The organism is Herbiconiux sp. UC225_62, assembly GCF_042694625.1.
In the GTDB taxonomy this organism is placed as follows: Bacteria; Actinomycetota; Actinomycetes; order Actinomycetales; family Microbacteriaceae; genus Herbiconiux.
The window spans coordinates 4,028,049-4,044,866 of sequence record NZ_CP170551.1; the positions used below are offsets into that span (position 1 = coordinate 4,028,049).

Genomic DNA, 16,818 nt, shown 5'->3' on the forward strand with positions numbered 1-16,818 from the left:
TCTAGGATACGTTCCGGCTACCGACACGGGGGCCGGAGGCGTGGACATCGACCAGCCGGGCGTGCCACGCCTCGGCGGTCTGGTCGGTGAGGCTGGCCACCTGGTCGACGACGATGCGCTTGCGCTCCCGGTCGCCTGCGGCGTGGCGCCAGTCGTCGGCGAACGCGGTGTCGAGCGCCCGGCCGTCGGACTCCCAGAGCGCGTCGGCCAGTTCGAGCAGGAGCGTGCGCTGCTTCGAGTAGATGGGCTGCCGGGCGTCGTTGCTCATCACGAACACCGACACGATGCCTTTCAGCGTGGCGATCTCGGCCTCGACCCAGGGCGGCACCACCACGTCGGCGCCGTAGCGCGTGATGCTGGTGGCCGGGAACGACTCCCGCGTGGCGCGTGTGGCGGCGCCCGCGAATCGGCCGATCAACTGACTGGTGAGGTTCTTGAGCTTCGCGTGGGCCTGGCGCGAGTCATCCCACTCCGAGAGCCAGACCTGCAGGGAGTCGAGTCGTTCGAAGGCCTCGGTGAGGTCGTCAAGTCCGAACGCTCCGCCGGTGCGGGAGTGGATGCTGCGGATGAGTGCCGCGTGGTCAGCTCGCGCCCCGAGCACCGAGACGTCGATGTAGCCGTTCAGCACGGCGTCTTCGAAGTCGTGCACCGAGTAGGCGATGTCGTCGGACAGATCCATCACCTGCGCCTCGACGCAGAGCTTGCGGGGAGCAGCGCCCTGGCGCAGCCAGTCGAAGACCGGGGCGTCGTCGTCGTAGACGCCGTATTTCAGCCGGCCGCTGGCATCCGGAACCGGTTCGGAAACCGTCCACGGATATTTGCAGCTCGCATCGAGGCTCGCCCGGGTGAGGTTCAGGCCGACACTGCGCCCCTGCTCGTCGAACACCTTCGGCTCGAGCCGGGTGAGGATGCGCAGGCTCTGCGCGTTGCCCTCGAAGCCCCCGATGTCGCGAGCCCAGTCGTTCAGCGCCCGCTCCCCGTTGTGGCCGAACGGCGGATGCCCGAGGTCGTGCGCCAGGCACGCGCTGTCGACCACGTCGGGGTCGAGGTCGAGGCTGTTGGCGAGCTCACGGCCCACCTGGGCCACCTCGAGGGAGTGCGTGAGGCGGTTGCGTGCGAAGTCGGCCACCACGGCCGGGCTCAGCACCTGGGTCTTGGCCGCGAGGCGACGCAGCGACGAGGAGTGCAGGATGCGCGCCCGGTCGCGCGCGAAGTCGCTGCGGCGCGTGTAGTGCTCCTCGGGCTGGAACCTCTCGGCGTCGGCCTCGGAGTAGCCCTTGGTGGGCGTGGCGGTCGACAGGTTGTGCAGGGGCTCAGCCACCACTGTGACTCAGTTCCGCTTCAGCGAGATCGACCCGCCCGGCGCGCTCGAGCGAGCGCGACTTCAGCCAGCCGTCGGGCAGGGCCGGATTCTTCGGGCTGCCGGCGCGACCGCGCGGACCCTCGGCGTCGGCGCCCGGGTAGGGCTCCGACCAGTCGAGCGTGGCGAGGATCTCGTCCATCCGCTCCAGGCTCGTGACCGTGCTGAGCGCCGCACGCACCTCGTGGCCTGCGGGGTAGCCCTTGAGATACCAGGCGATGTGCTTGCGGATGTCGCGGCACGCCCGATCTTCGTCGCCGAAGAACTCCACGAGCAGCTCGGTGTGCCTGCGCAGTGTGCGCGCCACGTCGCCGAGCGACGGCGCCGCCCGCAGGGCCTCCGCCTTCTCCGCCGTGAGCTCGCCGGCCCGCACCCGGAACGCCGCCGCGAGATCGCCGAAGAGCCACGGCCGCCCGAGGCACCCCCGGCCGACGACGACGCCGTCGCATCCGGTCTCGTCGACCATGCGAAGCGCGTCTTCGCCCGACCAGATGTCACCGTTGCCGAGCACCGGGATGCTCGTGACCGTCTCTTTGAGGCGCGCGATGGCTGACCAGTCGGCCTGCCCGCTGTAGAAGTCGGCCGCGGTGCGCGCGTGCAGCGCAATGGCCTTCACGCCGGCGCCTTCGGCGGCGCGGGCCGCCTCGAGGTAGGTGAGGTGGTCGGTGTCGATGCCCTTGCGCATCTTCACGGTGACGGGGATGTCTCCGGCCGCGTCGACCACCGACTCCACGATCTCGCGGAAGAGATCGAGCTTCCACGGCAGCGCCGCTCCCCCGCCCTTTCGGGTGACCTTGGGCACGGGGCAGCCGAAGTTCATGTCGATGTGGTCGGTGCGGTCCTCGTCCACCAGAATGCGCGCCGCCTCGGCCATGGTGGCCGGGTCGACCCCGTAGAGCTGGATGGAGCGCGGCGTCTCGGAGGGGTGGTGCGTGATCAACCGCATCGTCTCGGGCGTGCGCTCGACCAGGGCACGACTCGTGATCATCTCGCTGACGTACAGCCCGGCGCCGAACTCGCGGCAGAGCCGCCGGAAGGCCGTGTTCGTGATGCCCGCCATGGGGGCGAGCACGACCGGCACGTCGAGGCGGATGGGGCCGATGGCGAGCTTCTCGGCGGCGGCGGCCGACGGGTGGCCGTCGCCGTCGAGCACGGGGGCGGTGAGTGTTGGAGTGGTCATCGTGGTCAATTCTCCCAGACGGAGGCCGGGGCTGTGTCGGGAACGGGAATCCTGTGGACAACCGGGCTGTTGAACGTGATTGTGAGTGAGAAGACAGGCATCGACCGAGTGCAGCAGGACGCCGAGGCCCGGGGCATCCCGGTGGAGATCGTGGAGCGGCCGGCTGCCGACTCCCTGGAGAGCGCCGCCGCCCTGCTCGGCCTCGCTCCCGGCGACATCATGAAGAGCCTCGTGGTGAAGCGGCACGACGGCGACTTCCTGTTCGCCCTCATCCCCGGTGACCGCCAGATCAGCTGGCCGAAGCTCCGCACGCTGGTCGGCGTCAACAAGCTCTCGATGCCGCATCAGGATGTCGCGCTCGAGGCCACCGGCTACGAGCGCGGCACGATCACCCCGCTCGGCTCGACCACCGCCTGGCCGGTCTACCTCGACGCCTCCTTCGCCGGCAAGCGCGTGGCGATGGGCGCCGGAGCGCACGGGCACAGCGCGTTCGTCGACGCCGACTCCCTCGCCACGGGCCTGGACGCCGTGGTCGCCGACATCTCCGACCCGCTTCCGCCCCGCGACTGAGTTCCACCCGTCAGTTGATGCCGCTCTCCGACGTTCAGAGCGGCACAAACTGACGGGTCGACACGATCGCGCGGGTCAGATCGCGCAGGCGTCGCCCTCGCAGGTGGCGCCCGCGTCGCCGACGAGGGTGAGCGTGAGCGGCATGCGCGGCAGGATCTGCACGGGCTGGGCGCTGCTGGCAGGCTGCTCCATGGCCTCGGACTCCCCGGTCACGCGCCGACCTCCGTCTTCTCCTCGGTGACCTGGCGGAGCACCTGGGCGAAGGTGGCCGGGTCCTGCGCGCCCGAGACGCCGTACTTGCCCTCGATCACGAAGAACGGGACGCCCTGGATGCCGTACGCGATCGCGGTCTGCTGGTCGGCCCGCACGTCGGCCAGGTACTCGTTCGAGCTCAGCGAACGCACCACGTCGTCACGGTCGAACCCGAGCTCGACGGCGAGGTCGGCGAGACCGTCGATGGTGCCGACCTGTCGTCCCTCCACGAAGTAGGCCTTCAACAGGCGCTCCTTCGCCTCGAGCTGTACCCCACGCGCCTTGGCGTAGTGGATGAGCTGGTGAGCGAGCACGGTGTTCGCGTGCTTGAGGTTGTCGTAGTCGTAGTCGAGCCCCACCGAGGCGGCGATCCCGGTGACGCGCTCGAGCATCGGCCCGATCTGCTCGGGCGGGAAGCCCTTCGTGGCTAGGAACTCCTCGTGCGAGCCGTGGAAGTCCACGGGCGTGTCAGGCGAGAGCTCGAAGCTGTGGTACTCGATCTCGACGGGCACGGCGCCCTCGTCGCCCTCGTACTCGGCGATGCCGTATTCGAGTTTGCGCTTGCCGATGTAGCACCAGGGGCAGGCGATGTCGGACCAGATGTCGATCTTGATGGCGTCAGTCACACAAGAGCCAACCCGCGCATCCGCGATCTCATTCCGCGAATTCCGCGTTCACTCGCCGATGTCGTCGTCGGTCGGCGCCGGCGCATCGACCGCTCCGCCGAATCGCCGGTTGCGCCCGGCGTAGTGCTCGATCGCCTGCCACAGGTCGACCCGGGTGAAGTCGGGCCAGAGCCGGTCGAGGAAGACCATCTCGGCGTAGGCCGACTGCCAGGGCAGGAAGTTGGAGGTGCGCTGCTCCCCCGACGACCGCACGAAGAGGTCGACGTCGGGCAGCTCGGGCACGTACAGGTGCTTCTGGATGAGCTTCTCCGAGACGGCCGACGGGCGGATCCGTCCGGCTGCCACCTCGTCGGCGATCGACCGGACCGCATCCGTGATCTCGTTGCGGCCGCCGTAGTTGACGCACATCGTGAGGGTCAGCGTCGAATTCGCCGCCGTGAGTCGCTCGGCGAATTGCAGTTCCTTGATGACGGATGCCCAGAGCCGGGGCTTACGACCGGCCCACCGGATGCGCACCCCCCACTCGTTCAGCTGGTCGCGCCGGCGGTGCAGTACCTCGCGGTTGAAGCCCATGAGAAAGCGCACCTCCTCGGGCGACCGCTTCCAGTTCTCGGTGGAGAACGCGTAGACCGACACGTGCTTCACGCCGATCTGGATGGCGCCGGCCACCACGTCGAGCAGCGCCGCCTCCCCTGCGCGATGCCCCTCGATGCGCGTGAGCCCGCGCTGGTTGGCCCAGCGCCCGTTGCCGTCCATCACGATCGCCACGTGTTTCGGCACGGCGGCTGCGGGGATCGACGGCGGATGGAGGCCCGTCCAGTCCAGCGGCCGGAACGGCTCGGCCAGCGGGGAGGTCTTGCGAACGGGACTCACTGCGGTTGGACCTTCTTCGTCTGCGACCGTTCGACGTGCTCGAGCGATCGGAGCCCGCGTTCCAGGTGCCATTGGGTGTACGCCGCCACGATACCGCTCGCCCGTGAGCGGGTGCCGGACTCCGAGGCGTCGGCCGTCGCCCAATCGCCCGTGAGCAGCGCGCCGAGGAGGCCGAGGGTGCCCGGGTCGAGCCGGGGTGTGCCGGGCGGAGCCACCTCGTCGCTCACCACGCCACCGAGCTGCACCACGAAGGCCGAATGCGGTCCGGCCTCGCCGGTGACCGCGCAGTCGTGGAAGCTCGGCGCCCAGCCGGCCATCGAGAGGGCACGCAGCAGGTAGGAGTCGAGGGTCATGGTGGGCCCGTGCTCGCCCCGCGCCAACGAGCGCAGGGCGCCGACGAGCAGCAGGTACTGCTGCAGCGACGGCTCCTCCTCGGTGAGCTTGTCAGCCGTCTCCACCATCGCGCTCGCGGCCGTGTAGCTGGCGTAGTCGGCCGTGATCTCGGCGCCGTACGACCCGATGGTCACCGCCTGGGTGATGGTGTCGAGAGTGCGCCCCTCGTAGAACTGCACGTCGGCCACCATGAAGGGCTCGAGCCGGGCGCCGAACTTCGACGCGGTGCGCCGCACCCCGCGGGCCACGGCGCGCACCTTGCCGTGCTGCCGGGTGAGCATCGTGACGATGCGGTCGGCCTCACCCAGCTTGTGGGTGCGCAGCACGACGGCTTCATCTCGGTAAACGGGCACCTGTCCAGTATCCCCCGCGCCACTGACGGAAGGCCGAGCGACCCGGGGCCAGGACCGGGATCAGAACGCCTCGAAGGCCCGCCCGAGCTGGAGGGCGCCGAGCAGCACGAAGAGCACGGCCAGGATGATGGCGTTGTGCCGGATCAGCCCGGACTTGGCCGAGGCCAGTCCCGCGGCGATGCGGGGTGACGTGGAGCCTCCGACGACCGTGAGCAGGATCAGCCCGAGGCTGGAGACCACCGCGAACACGGCACTGCAGAGGAACACCAGAGACCACGCCATGTCGACCGATCCGATCACCGAACCCGCCGCGATGGCGATCGGCACGTTCTTGATGTTCGCCACGCCCAGCAGGAGTCCGAGACCGGCCGATTTCGCCGGGCCGAAGGAGTCCATGGCGGCGAGCCACTTCGGTTCCGCGGGCTTCTGGTCCTTCTTCGGGCGCTTCTGCCAGCTGCGGAAGGCGAGGTAGAAGAACAGGGCGGCGAAGGCGAATCCGATCACGATGTGGAACACCTGCGCGAAGAACGAATCGTTCTCCGTCGTGCCCTTCGACCCCGACGAGAGCGCCAGCGTCAGGACGAAGAACGACACGGCGAAAGCCAGCGTAAAGGCGACGGCATTGCGGCGGCCCCGCGGGCCGAGCAGCAGCGTGATCACCGCCACCAGGGGCATCGGGGAGATGATCACCGCGAACGCGAGAGGGACGACCTCCCCCAATGCATGCCAGAACATAGGGCCAGCGTAGTGTGCCGCAACACACCCGACACATTCGCGGTATACCCTCTTTCGGGTGCCACTGCCGTTGCGTCGCTCCCGGGCCGGAGCCTCCTTCCTGCTGGCGCTGGGGGCCGTGGTGCTGGTCTCCGTGGCACTTCTCGCCGGCGCGAATTCCTTCCTGGCGGCATCCACCCTTCAGGCCATGCGTGCGACGCTCGCCGAGGCCCCGGCGACGGACGCGGCGCTTCGCGTGTCGAGCGCATTCGATCCCGCGACCGCCGGGGCTCAGGATGCCGCGACCCGCGCCGTGGTCGACGACGCGTTCCCCGGGGTGCCGCTGACGGCGTGGCGCACCGTGCGCACCGCTCCGGTGCCGGTGCAGGTCCTCGACGCGAACGGGGTACCGTCCGGCACGGGGATCGACGGCGCTCCCCTTCCCTCCCTCGTGCTGCAAGCCGACGACCGGACCGATTCCGGCATCACGATCGTGGACGGCACGCGGCCGTCGGCGCCGGGCGAGGCGGCCCTGGAGGAGCGTGCCGCTGCGGCGCTCGGCCTGCACGCGGGCGACCGCATCCTCGTGGGCCCGGATGGCGGCCGCAGCACCTTCGTCGTGACGGCGCTCTGGCGCGCCGACGACCCGACGGCCGCCCGCTGGTTCGCCGATCCTGCCATCGCCTCCGGGCAGGTGGGCGGCGCGGTCGGTCCCTTGCTGGTGACCGAGGGCGACCTCCCGGCGGTGGTCGCCGCGGCGACCACGCGGTGGGTGATCGAACCGGATGCCGCCGCCCTCACCCCGACGAGCTGGGCGGTGGTCGAGGCGGCCTCACGCGACGGAGCCCTCGCCGAACTGCTCGCCCGGGCCGACGTCTTCGGTGCGCAGTCCGTGACGGTCGAGGGCGGATTGCACGCCGAGACCGCGCGCCTCTCGCAGGCCGCGTCCGCCGCGCGGGCCGTGACCCTCGTCCCGGCGGTCCTCGTCGCCACCCTCGCGCTCATCGCCGTGCTCCAGCTCACCACGCTGCTCGCCGGGGCCCGCTCGGCCGACACCCATCTGCTGCGCGCACGCGGAGCATCCGTGACGCAACTGACCCTCTGGGGGGCCGCGGAAGCGGTGGTGGTCGCGATCGTCGCGGCCTTCGTCGGCGGCGGGGTGGGCGCAGCCGCCGGCTGGGTGCTCGCCGGGGGCGAAGGTGACGGCGGCTCCGCGGACCGCGCCGGAGCGGTCGCGGGGAGCGCTCCGATCATCGTGTCCGCCGTCGTGGCGACCCTGCTCGTGGCCGCCGCCCGCAGCGGCGCCTCCGCCTGGGCGGCGGGCCGCTCCGCCCGCTCCGCCGTCTCGTCGCGTGCACCCGTGCTGATCGCGGCGCTCTTCGCCTCGGCCCTCGCGGCACTGGCCGGCTGGCAGCTCCTCGCCGCCGGCTCTCCCCTGCTGACGACAGGTGCGGGCGGAGGAGGCACCGAGGTGAATCCGCTCGCCGTGCTGGCTCCGGGGATCGGATTGCTGGCGCTCGGCGTCTTCGCGGTGGCCGGCATCGCACCGATCACCCGGCTTCTCGGCGCCGGGGCGGCGCGCGGACGCTCGCTCGCCCGGATGCTGGCGGTGCGCACGCTCACCCGGCGCGCCTCACTCTTCACCGTCGCGGTACTCGTGACCGCTCTGGCCGCGGGCGGGGCGGTGTTCGCGGCCGCCGTCTCCGGCTCGCTCCAGCAGGCCGATCAGCGCACCGCGGCCCTGGAGACGGGCGCCGACGCGCGCGCCCGCTTCGCGGTGCCCGCCAACGTCGATCTCGACGGCCCGCGCGTCTCCGCGGCGGTCGCGGTGGACGCACCCGGGGCATCCGCCGCCGCCACGGCACTCTCGACGATCGCGACCCTCGGCACGGACGACATCGGCCTTCTCGGGCTCCCCGCGGCGATCGTGCCACAGCTGGTGCCCGGGACCCAGCTCGCGCAGCAGGCCGGAGAGCTCACCCCGCCGGAAGGAACCCCTCCGGGCCTCGGCGTCATCCCCGCCGGCTCGACCTCCCTGTCCCTCAGCCTGACCCTGACCGGCTCGGATGATGCGCCCCTCACCGACACGGCCGGAACGGTCACCGTCGCGGCCTGGCTCGCCGGTGCGGACGGCTCGGTGTCGGAGGTCTCCCTGGGCGAGCTCGACGCGGCGAGCACCGCGACGGGCGCGACCTTCACGGGCCCTCTCCCTGCCGCGCCCGGCGACGTCACCTTGCTCGGACTCGACGTCGCCCGGGTCGGCTCGGCCGAAGGCTCCCGGTCCACCCTCGTCCTCGACAGCGCGGCGGTCGCGGACGCCGACGGCCGGTCGGTTCCGCTCGACCTGGCGACCGCGGGGGTGGCGGATGCCGCGTCGGTGGCCGTGACGCGGCAGACGCCTCGCGGGCGCATCCTCGCTCCTGCCGCTCAGCAGCGCGTGCCGGTGCTCTTCACCTCGGCTCTCGCCGACCGATTGGGATCGGGGGTCGGCGCCGAGCTGACGCTCGTCCCCTCGACGGGCCGCCCGGTCGATGTCGTGGTGGCGGGGACCGTCGACGTCGTTCCGGGCTCCGGCCGCGAACTCGTCGCCTTCGCCGACTCCGCGGCGCTCGTGCAGGGCATCCTGCGGGCGGGCGGCGCCGTTCCGCTTCCCGGAGAGGTCTGGGTCGCGACATCCGATCCGGAGGGGACGGCGACGGCCATCGCGACGGCCTCCGACACGGCGGTCACCGTCACGACACGGGCGAACGCGTCGGCCGCGCCGGTCTTCGAGCCCGCGGTCGCCGCGGTGCGTGCCGGGGTGGCCGGCGGCATCGCCATCGCCCTGGTGTGCCTCGTCGCCGTGACGGCCGCTCTGCTCCGTGCCCGTCGCGACGAATCCGCGGTGCTCGGCGCCCTCGGCAGCCTCCGGCGCGACGACGTCGCCGAACGACGCGGCGAAGCGGGGGCGGCGATCGTCTACGGCCTGGTCGCGGGGGTCATCGCCGGCGCCGTGGTGGCGGCCGCGTTCGCGGGCGTGTTCGCTCGGGCGTCGGTTCCCGGCGCGGATGCCGCGGGCCCGGTCTGCGGGTTCGACCTGGTGGAGGCGGCGATCGCCCTGAGCGCCTTGACGGTGGGTGCCGCTGTCATCGTCGGCGCCTACGGGTCACGGGTGCGGAGGTCGAGATGAGCGCCCGCCGCGTGTCCACCGCCCGCCGGGCGGCAGCCGCCCGTACGAGACCGCTCGGCTTTGCGGGCCTCCTCCGCCGCTCGATCCTCGCCGGCCCCGCCGCCACCATCGCGTTGACCGTGGTGGTAGCCCTGACCGCCGGGCTGGCCGCGGCCGCACCCGATCTGCTCGCTCACTCGGCGACAGCGGCACTCCGCTACGACGTCACGACGGATGCGCCCCCCGACCAAGCCGACGTCGTCGCGCAGGCGACGGGCGGCCCGGCCATCGGAGCGTCCGCCGGCGGAGCGGCATCCACCGGCCTGGCGCCCGAGGTCGACGCGGTCTGGGGTGCGCAACAGGATGCTCTGAGTCGACTTCGCGCCGATCTCCCCGAGCCGCTCGGGTCGGTGCTCCGCGACCCGGTCGTCACGGTCGCGAGCGACCGCATCCCCCTCACGGAGCTTCCAGGAGCGGCGCCGACCCGACAGGCCCAGCTCGGGTTGCAGGTCGACCCACGCTACCGGGACCGGGTCGACCTGGTGTCGGGTGCTTGGCCCCGTGCCGGCGACGAGTTCCTGCTCAGCGGCGCTCCGATCGAGGTGGTGATCTCACAGCCGGTCAGCGAGGCGCTGCAGTGGGCGGTCGGTGAGACCCGGCAGGTCGTCTTCGGCGACGGACACACGCAGCCCGTGGTGCCCACCGGCATCATCCGACCGGTCGATGCCGACGACCCCTACTGGCTCCACGTCCCGACCGTGGTGGAGCCCGGCTTGGTGCCCGACGGGTCGGGCGGCACCTCCGTGGTCGCCCAGGCGTTCGTGGACCCCGCCACCTGGCCCGCCGCGGCCGCCCTTCCCGTGCACGAGCAGACCCAGGTGTGGCTCCCGGCCGTGCCGGATGCGCTGGCCGTGTCGACGGCACCGGTCGTGAACCGGCAGCTGCGCGAGTTCATGAGCGCTCCGCACGCGCTCGCGGCAAGCGGAACCGATGCCGCGCCCGCGAACCCGGCCGATCCGTCGTCCTCGTTCGAGCCGGCCGTGACCTCGCTCGCCTTCAGTTCGCGACTGCCCACCCTGATCGACGACTCGCTCGCACGGAACGCGGCGACGAACGAAGTGGTCGCGATGGCCGTCAGCGGCCCGATCGGGGTGCTCGCCGGAGTCGTGCTGCTCGGCGCCTCCTTGCTCCTGCGCCGCCGCGGCGGAACCCTCGCGCTCCTCAGGGCGCGAGGGGCCTCACCCGCCCAGCTCCGCGGTCTTCTCGCCCTCGAAGGCGCGGCCATCGGCCTGACCGGTGCGCTGGTCGGCACGACGGCCGGACTCCTCGTCGCCTCCGCCCTCGTGGGATCGGGCACTCCCCCCGCAGCCGGCATGCTCACGGTGATCGGCATCGGCTTCTTCCTGGCAGCGGTGCCGGTGGCCGTGCTGGTGCTGCAGGGCGGGACGAGCGGAGCCGGCGGTGCCGTGGGCGCCCGAGCCGTCGCCTCGGCGGCAGCAGAGGCGGCCCGGCCCGCCGCGCGACGCCTCCGCTGGATCGTCGACGGGGTCATCGTGCTTGCGACCGCGGCGTCGATCGTGGTGCTCGCAGCCGGAGGCACCGGTGCGGCATCCGATCGGTCGATCGACCCGGTGGCGGCCGCGGCACCGCTGCTCATCGCCCTGACGGCGTGTGCGGTGACGGTGCGGGCGTACCCCTCGATCCTCGGGCGCGCGGCCAGGCGGACACGTTCGCGAGTCGGCATGGTCGCGTTCGTGGGCGCGACCCGGGCCCGTCGGCGGCCGCCGGGTGGGACGGTGCTCGTGTTCGCCGTGGTGATCGGCGTGGGCATCGCCCTGTTCTCGACCGTCTTCCTCAGCACCGTGCGATCGGGTATCGACTCGGCGGCCGTGGCCGACCTCGGGGCGGACATCTCCATCCGCGGACAGGGCATCCCCGAGTCCGTGCTCGACGAGGTCGCCGAGGTGCCCGGCGTGGAGGCCACCGCGGGGGTGTTCGCCGACCAGCCCATCGTGGTGATCGTCGGCGGTTCGCGCACCCGGATCCGGGCCGTGGTGGTCGACACGGAACGGCTCGCCGAGGTGCAGCGCGGGCGCCCCGGCGCGATCGCCGTTCCGGCCGGCCTCACCGCCGACACCGGCGACGGCAAGGATTCCGTCATCCCGGTGTTCGCCTCAGCCCCCGCGGTCGCGGATCTCGAGGGCGCCGAACCGCGGGTGAACGGGCATCCGCTCGATGTTCTCGCGACGTCGCCGACCTCGGCGTTGCCGTTCACCACCGCGACCTCGTGGCTGCTCGTCGATCGCGAGAACGGGCCGTCGGTGGTCGGTGACATCACGTCGGTCGAGCGCCTGCTGGTGCGCGTGGCGGACGGCGCCGATCCGGCCGTGGTGGCGGAGGCTGCGCAGGCGGTGGTCGACGACGCGATCGAGACCGGCACCGAGGTGACCACTGCGCAGGGCATCGCGCGCTCCACCACGGAGAATCCGCGTATCGGCACCCTTCAGACCGCGCTCTTCCTCGCGATCGGGTTCGCCCTGCTGCTCTGCCTCGGCGCGGTCGTGATGACGCTCGCGCTCGGACGGGGCGCGCATGCCCGCCTGGTGGCCCTGACCTCCGCCCTCGGTGCGGATGCGCGCCAGAACCGCGCCCTCGCCGTGTGGGAGATGGCGCCGACGATCCTGATCGCGACGCTGGGCGGGATCGTCGCGGGGGGCGGCCGCGTCGGCCGTGGTGCTCACTCTCGCCGATCTCACGGCGTTCACGGGTGGGCTCGAGCGGCCCGCGGTCGTGATCGATCCGGTGACCGCTGCGGGAGCGGTGGCCGGATTCCTGGTGGTCGCCGCGGCGTCGGTGCTGGTCAGCGCGTTCACCCCCGGCCGCCGACGGCGGCCGTCAGCCTCGGACACACTCGGTGAGGAAGGATGATCAGATGACCGTCGAGAGCCCCGCATCCGTCGACCCGCACATCCTGTGCGTCGATCTGGTGCGCATCTTCAGCACCCGCGGTGTCGAGGTCCAGGCCCTGCAGGGCCTCAACCTGCGCGTGCAGCCGGGCGAGATCGTCGCCGTGATCGGAGCCTCCGGCTCGGGCAAGTCGACGCTGCTCTCCATCCTGTCGGGACTCGACACACCGACCGCCGGATCGGCCCGCGTCGCCGGTCACGACCTGCTCAGCATGGGCAGCCGGGAGCGGGTGCGGTTCCAGCGCGGCAGCGTCGGATTCGTCTGGCAGCAGACCTCGAAGAACCTCCTGCCCTACCTGACGGCGGCCGAGAACATCGAGGCGGTCACCGCGATCGCGCGCAGCGGGCGGTCTCGTGACCGGCGCCGACGCACCGATGAGCTCGTGGAGCTGCTCGAGCTCGGCGACATCCGCGACCGACGACCGGATCAGCTGTCGGGCGGGCAGCAGCAGCGGGTGGCCATCGCGGTCGCCATCGCCAACGAGCCCCGCGTGCTGCTGGCGGACGAGCCGACCGGCGAGCTCGATGAGGCCTCGAGCGTCGACGTGCTCGAAGCCCTGCGCGCGGTGAACGAATCGCGCGGCGTCACCACACTGATCGTCACGCACGATCCGTCGGTCTCGTCGCATGTGCGGCGCACGGTGCAGATCCGCGACGGCCGCACGTCGACCGAGGTGCTGCGGAGTACCCGCATCGCCGACGACGGCTCGGAACACGCCGTCGCCGAGGAGTTCGCCGTGCTCGACCGCGTGGGCCGGCTCCAGCTGCCGGAGAACTTCACCACCGAACTCGGCCTCCGCGACCGGGTGCGCCTGGCTCTCGAGCCCGACCACGTCGGCGTCTGGCCCGGCGACTCCGCGACCCCGCCTCGCCGTCCGCCGACTTCCGAGGCGCCGTCCGCCGACCCTCCGCGCCGTCGCGCGCGCCACGCCGGCCCGCCGGAGCAGACCGTCAGCCCGCAGGAGGAGACCCCGTGACCGAGTCGACAGCGCCTGGATCGCCCACCCCGGCGGCCGGTCCCGCCACCCTGCCCGCTCTCCGGGCACGCGGGGTCACCCGGGTGTTCGCGACGCCCGCCGGCGAGGTGCGCGCCTGCGACGACGTCTCGTTCGATGTCGCGCCGGGCGAGCTCGTGGTGGTGCGCGGGCCGTCCGGCGCGGGCAAGACGACACTGCTCAACGTCGTCGGCACCCTCGACCGGCCCACCGCGGGCTCGATCGAGATCGACGGCGTGGATGTCGCCGACCTCCCGCCCGACGAGCTCGCGAGCCTCCGGCGCGACGCGCTCGGCTTCGTGTTCCAGGGCTTCGGTCTGCTCGACGTCCTGACGGCGGCCGAGAACGTCGAGGTCCCGCTGCGCTTGCGCCGAACGGATGCCGCCGAGCGTGACGAGCGGGTGCGCGAAGCCCTCCGCACGGTCGGTCTCGCGGATCACGCCGACCAGCTCCCCGAGGAGCTGTCCGGTGGGCAGCAGCAGCGGGTGGGCATCGCGCGGGCGCTCGTGGCGAACCCGCGCCTGCTCCTCGCCGACGAGCCCACCGGACAACTGGACAGTCAGAACGCGCAGATCGTGATGGATCTCATCGTCGACCTGGTGCACCGACGCGGGGTCGCCGCCGTGGTGGCGACGCACGACCCCGCGCTCGCGGCGCGTGCCGACCGTGTCATCCAGCTCCGGGACGGTCGCCAGGTCTAGACGGCGGCGAGCTCGCGGTCGGCGTCACGCACCCGGATGGCGCGGTTGACGGCGGAGACCACGGCCTTCAGCGACGCCGTCGAGATGTCGGCGTCGATGCCGACTCCCCACAGGCGCGTGCCGTCGACCTGCAGCTCCACATAGGCCGCCGCGAGCGCGTCGCCCGAGGCGCTCAGCGCGTGCTCGACGTAGTCGTAGAGCTTGATCTCGATGCCCTGCTCGCTCATCACGTTGAGGAACGCGGCAATCGGTCCGTTGCCCGTGGCGCTCGTCTCGATCACGTCCTCGCCGACCCGCAGCTCCACCTCGAGCGAAACCGAGCCGCTCAGGTCGCTCGCAGTGCGCGTGCGGGTGAGCTCGAAGCGGCCCCACTTGTCCTCGGCGTGATCGGCCGGAGCGGGCAGGTACTCGTCGTTGAAGATCGACCAGATCTCGTCGCTCGTGACCTCGCCGCCCTCGGCATCCGTCTTCGCCTGCACGACGCCGGAGAACTCGATCTGCAGCTTGCGCGGCAGGTCGAGCGCGTGATCGGTCTTCAGCAGGTAGGCGACGCCGCCCTTGCCCGACTGCGAGTTGACGCGGATGACCGCCTCGTACGAGCGCCCCAGGTCTTTGGGATCGATCGGCAGGTAGGGCACGGCCCAGACCAGCTCGTCGACGCTCTTGCCCTGGGCGGCCGCGTCGGCCTCCATGGCCTCGAAGCCCTTCTTGATGGCGTCCTGGTGCGAGCCGCTGAACGCCGTGTAGACCAGATCACCGGCCCACGGGCTGCGCTCGTGCACCTTCAGCTGATTGCAGTACTCGGCCGTGCGGCGCACCTCGTCGAGGTCGCTGAAGTCGATCTGCGGGTCGATGCCCTGGGTGAACAGGTTGATGCCCAGCGCCACCAGGTCGACGTTGCCGGTGCGCTCACCGTTGCCGAAGAGGCACCCCTCGATGCGGTCGGCGCCGGCCAGATAGCCGAGCTCGGCGGCCGCCACGGCGGTGCCGCGGTCGTTGTGCGGGTGGAGCGAGATGATGACGTTCTCGCGGTGGTTCAGGTGCCGGCCCATCCACTCGATCGAGTCGGCGTAGACGTTGGGCGTCGCCATCTCGACCGTCGAAGGCAGGTTGATGATGACCTTGCGTTCGGGCGTCGGCTCGAAGATCTCCAGCACCTGGTTGCAGATGTCGACCGCGAACTCCAGCTCGGTGCCGGTGTAGCTCTCGGGCGAGTACTCGTAGTAGACGGTGGTCTCGGGGATCGTCTTCTCGAACTGCCGGCACAGACGCGCGCCCTCGAGGGCGATGTCGATGATGCCCTGCTTGTCGGTGCGGAACACGACGTCGCGCTGCAGGATGCTCGTGGAGTTGTAGAGGTGCACGATGGCCTGCTTGGCGCCGGCGATCGACTCGTAGGTGCGGCGGATGAGGTGCTCGCGGGCCTGGGTCAGCACCTGGATGGTGACGTCATCCGGGATCGCGTTCTCCTCGATCAGCGAGCGCACGAAGTCGAAGTCGGTCTGCGAGGCGCTCGGGAAGCCGACCTCGATCTCCTTGTAGCCCATGCGCACGAGCAGGTCGAACATGATGCGCTTGCGCTCGGGGCTCATCGGGTCGATGAGCGCCTGATTGCCGTCGCGCAGGTCGACGGCGCACCAGCGCGGGGCGATCTCGATGCGCTTCGCGGGCCAGGTGCGGTCGGGCAGGTCGACGGCGATCTGCTCGTGATACGGCCGATACTTGTGGATCGGCATGGCCGAAGCGGCCTGATTGTTCTTCATGGTGTGTGTTCCCTCTGCAAGAAGTGGTTGTCAGCCAACGACGAACTCCGCGACGAGGGAGGCCTGAGAACTAGGACTCGTCGCGGCAGCTAAGGAGGAGCAGGCCGAACACAGTGAAAGATTAGCACGCGCGACTAGGGGGCGACGCGACCGTTCGCGTCGAAGGCCGACGAGGTGAGCGGCATGAGCCCGGCCCAGAGAGACTCCATCTTCTCGGCGACCATCTCGATCTCGCGCTGCGGGAAGCTCGGGAAGTGCGTGTCCGCCCGCTTCGTGCGCAGCGACAGGAAGTTCATCAGCGAGCGGGCGTTCATCGTGACGTACATCGAGGAGTAGATGTTCAGCGGAAGCACGATCCGGGCGACCTCGCGGGCGACGCCGGCGTCGAGCATCCGTTCGTACGCCTCGAAGGCGGCCGTGCTCGCCGCCTGCACCTCCGCTGCCACCAGCGACGTCTGCGCCGGCGTGCCGGGCAGGAAGTCGTAGGCGCCGGGCTTTCCCACCTGTACGAGGTTGCGCGACGGACCGGGTACATAGAACACCGGGCGCAGCTGCCGGTAGCGACCCGACTCCTCGTTGTAGCTCGCGATCCGGTGCCGCATGAACTCGCGGAACACGAAGATCGGCGCCTGCACGTAGAAGGTCATCGAGTTGTGCTCGAAGGGCGATCCGTGCCGGTCGCGCATCAGGTAGTTGATGAGGCCGCGGTCGCGTTTCGGGTCGGCTTCCGCCCCCGCTTCCGCCGCCTCCAGGGTCTGTTCGCCCTGGGTCGACACCCGGGCCGCGAACAGCACGTCGGAGTCGTGGGCACTCGAGCGCACCAGCTCGACGGTCACATCGCTTCGGAATTCGATCTCGGTCACCTGTTCACGATAGCCGGGCCGCCGACGGGTCGACGTTCCGTAACATTCGTCATCTACGGAT

The 16,818-nt window shown here is 71.3% G+C and carries 14 protein-coding genes; 5 read left to right on the top strand and 9 right to left on the bottom strand.

The window, feature by feature from the left end:
- Position 1: 1 nt before the first annotated feature.
- Together ACFJGU_RS19645 and dusB are read right to left on the bottom strand one after the other, a co-directional pair.
- Positions 2-1,324, bottom strand: a complete 1,323-nt coding sequence (locus tag ACFJGU_RS19645; protein WP_382305860.1) for a deoxyguanosinetriphosphate triphosphohydrolase — start codon at positions 1,322-1,324, stop codon at positions 2-4.
- Positions 1,314-2,540: a tRNA dihydrouridine synthase DusB gene (dusB, locus tag ACFJGU_RS19650; protein ID WP_382305862.1), complete on the bottom strand. Its 1,227-nt coding sequence runs from the start codon at positions 2,538-2,540 to the stop codon at positions 1,314-1,316. The genes ACFJGU_RS19645 and dusB overlap by 11 nt, the downstream gene beginning before the upstream one ends.
- Before the next feature lie 81 nt (positions 2,541-2,621).
- On the opposite strand from dusB, the gene ACFJGU_RS19655 reads away from it, so the two are divergent.
- Positions 2,622-3,110: an aminoacyl-tRNA deacylase gene (locus tag ACFJGU_RS19655; RefSeq protein WP_382305864.1), complete on the top strand. Its 489-nt coding sequence runs from the start codon at positions 2,622-2,624 to the stop codon at positions 3,108-3,110.
- A 75-nt stretch (positions 3,111-3,185) separates the two neighbouring features.
- On the opposite strand, the gene ACFJGU_RS19660 is transcribed toward ACFJGU_RS19655, so the two are convergent.
- Genes ACFJGU_RS19660 through ACFJGU_RS19680 form a run of 5 tightly spaced genes read right to left on the bottom strand, consistent with a single transcriptional unit; the run spans position 3,186 to position 6,342 of the window.
- Entirely contained in the window at positions 3,186-3,323 is a 138-nt protein-coding gene (locus tag ACFJGU_RS19660) for a hypothetical protein (protein ID WP_382305865.1), read from the bottom strand.
- The gene (locus ACFJGU_RS19665; RefSeq protein WP_382305867.1) at positions 3,320-3,988 is read right to left on the bottom strand and encodes a DsbA family protein; all 669 of its coding nucleotides are present in this window, start codon (positions 3,986-3,988) and stop codon (positions 3,320-3,322) included. The genes ACFJGU_RS19660 and ACFJGU_RS19665 overlap by 4 nt, the downstream gene beginning before the upstream one ends.
- Positions 3,989-4,036: 48 nt before the next feature.
- On the bottom strand, positions 4,037-4,861 hold the full coding sequence (locus tag ACFJGU_RS19670) for an isoprenyl transferase (RefSeq protein ID WP_382305868.1): 825 nt from the start codon (positions 4,859-4,861) through the stop codon (positions 4,037-4,039).
- A complete protein-coding gene (gene recO, locus ACFJGU_RS19675) occupies positions 4,858-5,607 on the bottom strand; it encodes a DNA repair protein RecO (RefSeq protein ID WP_382305870.1) in 750 nt (249 codons plus the stop codon). The genes ACFJGU_RS19670 and recO overlap by 4 nt, the downstream gene beginning before the upstream one ends.
- A gap of 60 nt (positions 5,608-5,667) precedes the next feature.
- Positions 5,668-6,342 carry a GAP family protein gene (locus ACFJGU_RS19680; protein ID WP_382305872.1) on the bottom strand — a complete coding sequence of 225 codons (675 nt, stop codon included), beginning with the start codon at positions 6,340-6,342 and terminating at the stop codon, positions 5,668-5,670.
- 58 nt (positions 6,343-6,400) lie between these two features.
- Between ACFJGU_RS19680 and ACFJGU_RS19685 the strand changes: the two genes are divergently transcribed.
- From ACFJGU_RS19685 to ACFJGU_RS19700, 4 genes are read left to right on the top strand one after another with little or no spacing between them, the layout of a single operon-like run.
- A complete protein-coding gene (locus ACFJGU_RS19685) occupies positions 6,401-9,490 on the top strand; it encodes a hypothetical protein (RefSeq protein ID WP_382305874.1) in 3,090 nt (1,029 codons plus the stop codon).
- Complete coding sequence (locus ACFJGU_RS19690; protein WP_382305876.1) at positions 9,487-12,387, top strand: FtsX-like permease family protein; 2,901 nt, start codon at positions 9,487-9,489, stop codon at positions 12,385-12,387. The genes ACFJGU_RS19685 and ACFJGU_RS19690 overlap by 4 nt, the downstream gene beginning before the upstream one ends.
- A gap of 14 nt (positions 12,388-12,401) precedes the next feature.
- Positions 12,402-13,412, top strand: a complete 1,011-nt coding sequence (locus tag ACFJGU_RS19695) for an ABC transporter ATP-binding protein (protein ID WP_382305878.1) — start codon at positions 12,402-12,404, stop codon at positions 13,410-13,412.
- The gene (locus ACFJGU_RS19700) at positions 13,409-14,131 is read left to right on the top strand and encodes an ABC transporter ATP-binding protein (RefSeq protein ID WP_382305880.1); all 723 of its coding nucleotides are present in this window, start codon (positions 13,409-13,411) and stop codon (positions 14,129-14,131) included. The genes ACFJGU_RS19695 and ACFJGU_RS19700 overlap by 4 nt, the downstream gene beginning before the upstream one ends.
- On the opposite strand, the gene leuA is transcribed toward ACFJGU_RS19700, so the two are convergent.
- Together leuA and thyX are read right to left on the bottom strand one after the other, a co-directional pair.
- Positions 14,128-15,894 carry a 2-isopropylmalate synthase gene (leuA, locus tag ACFJGU_RS19705; RefSeq protein WP_382305882.1) on the bottom strand — a complete coding sequence of 589 codons (1,767 nt, stop codon included), beginning with the start codon at positions 15,892-15,894 and terminating at the stop codon, positions 14,128-14,130. The two genes, ACFJGU_RS19700 and leuA, sit on opposite strands and share 4 nt — an antisense overlap.
- A 134-nt stretch (positions 15,895-16,028) precedes the next feature.
- A complete protein-coding gene (thyX, locus tag ACFJGU_RS19710; RefSeq protein ID WP_382305884.1) occupies positions 16,029-16,757 on the bottom strand; it encodes an FAD-dependent thymidylate synthase in 729 nt (242 codons plus the stop codon).
- Positions 16,758-16,818: the final 61 nt, after the last annotated feature.

Excerpts from the sequence above, each read along its gene's own strand:
- dusB (WP_382305862.1), bottom strand. The coding sequence starts at position 2,540 with ATGACCACTCCAACACTCACCGCCCCCGTGCTCGACGGCGACGGCCAC.
- ACFJGU_RS19680 (WP_382305872.1), bottom strand. The coding sequence starts at position 6,342 with ATGTTCTGGCATGCATTGGGGGAGGTCGTCCCTCTCGCGTTCGCGGTG.
- ACFJGU_RS19690 (WP_382305876.1), top strand. The coding sequence starts at position 9,487 with ATGAGCGCCCGCCGCGTGTCCACCGCCCGCCGGGCGGCAGCCGCCCGT.
- ACFJGU_RS19695 (WP_382305878.1), top strand. The coding sequence starts at position 12,402 with ATGACCGTCGAGAGCCCCGCATCCGTCGACCCGCACATCCTGTGCGTC.
- leuA (WP_382305882.1), bottom strand. The coding sequence starts at position 15,894 with ATGAAGAACAATCAGGCCGCTTCGGCCATGCCGATCCACAAGTATCGG.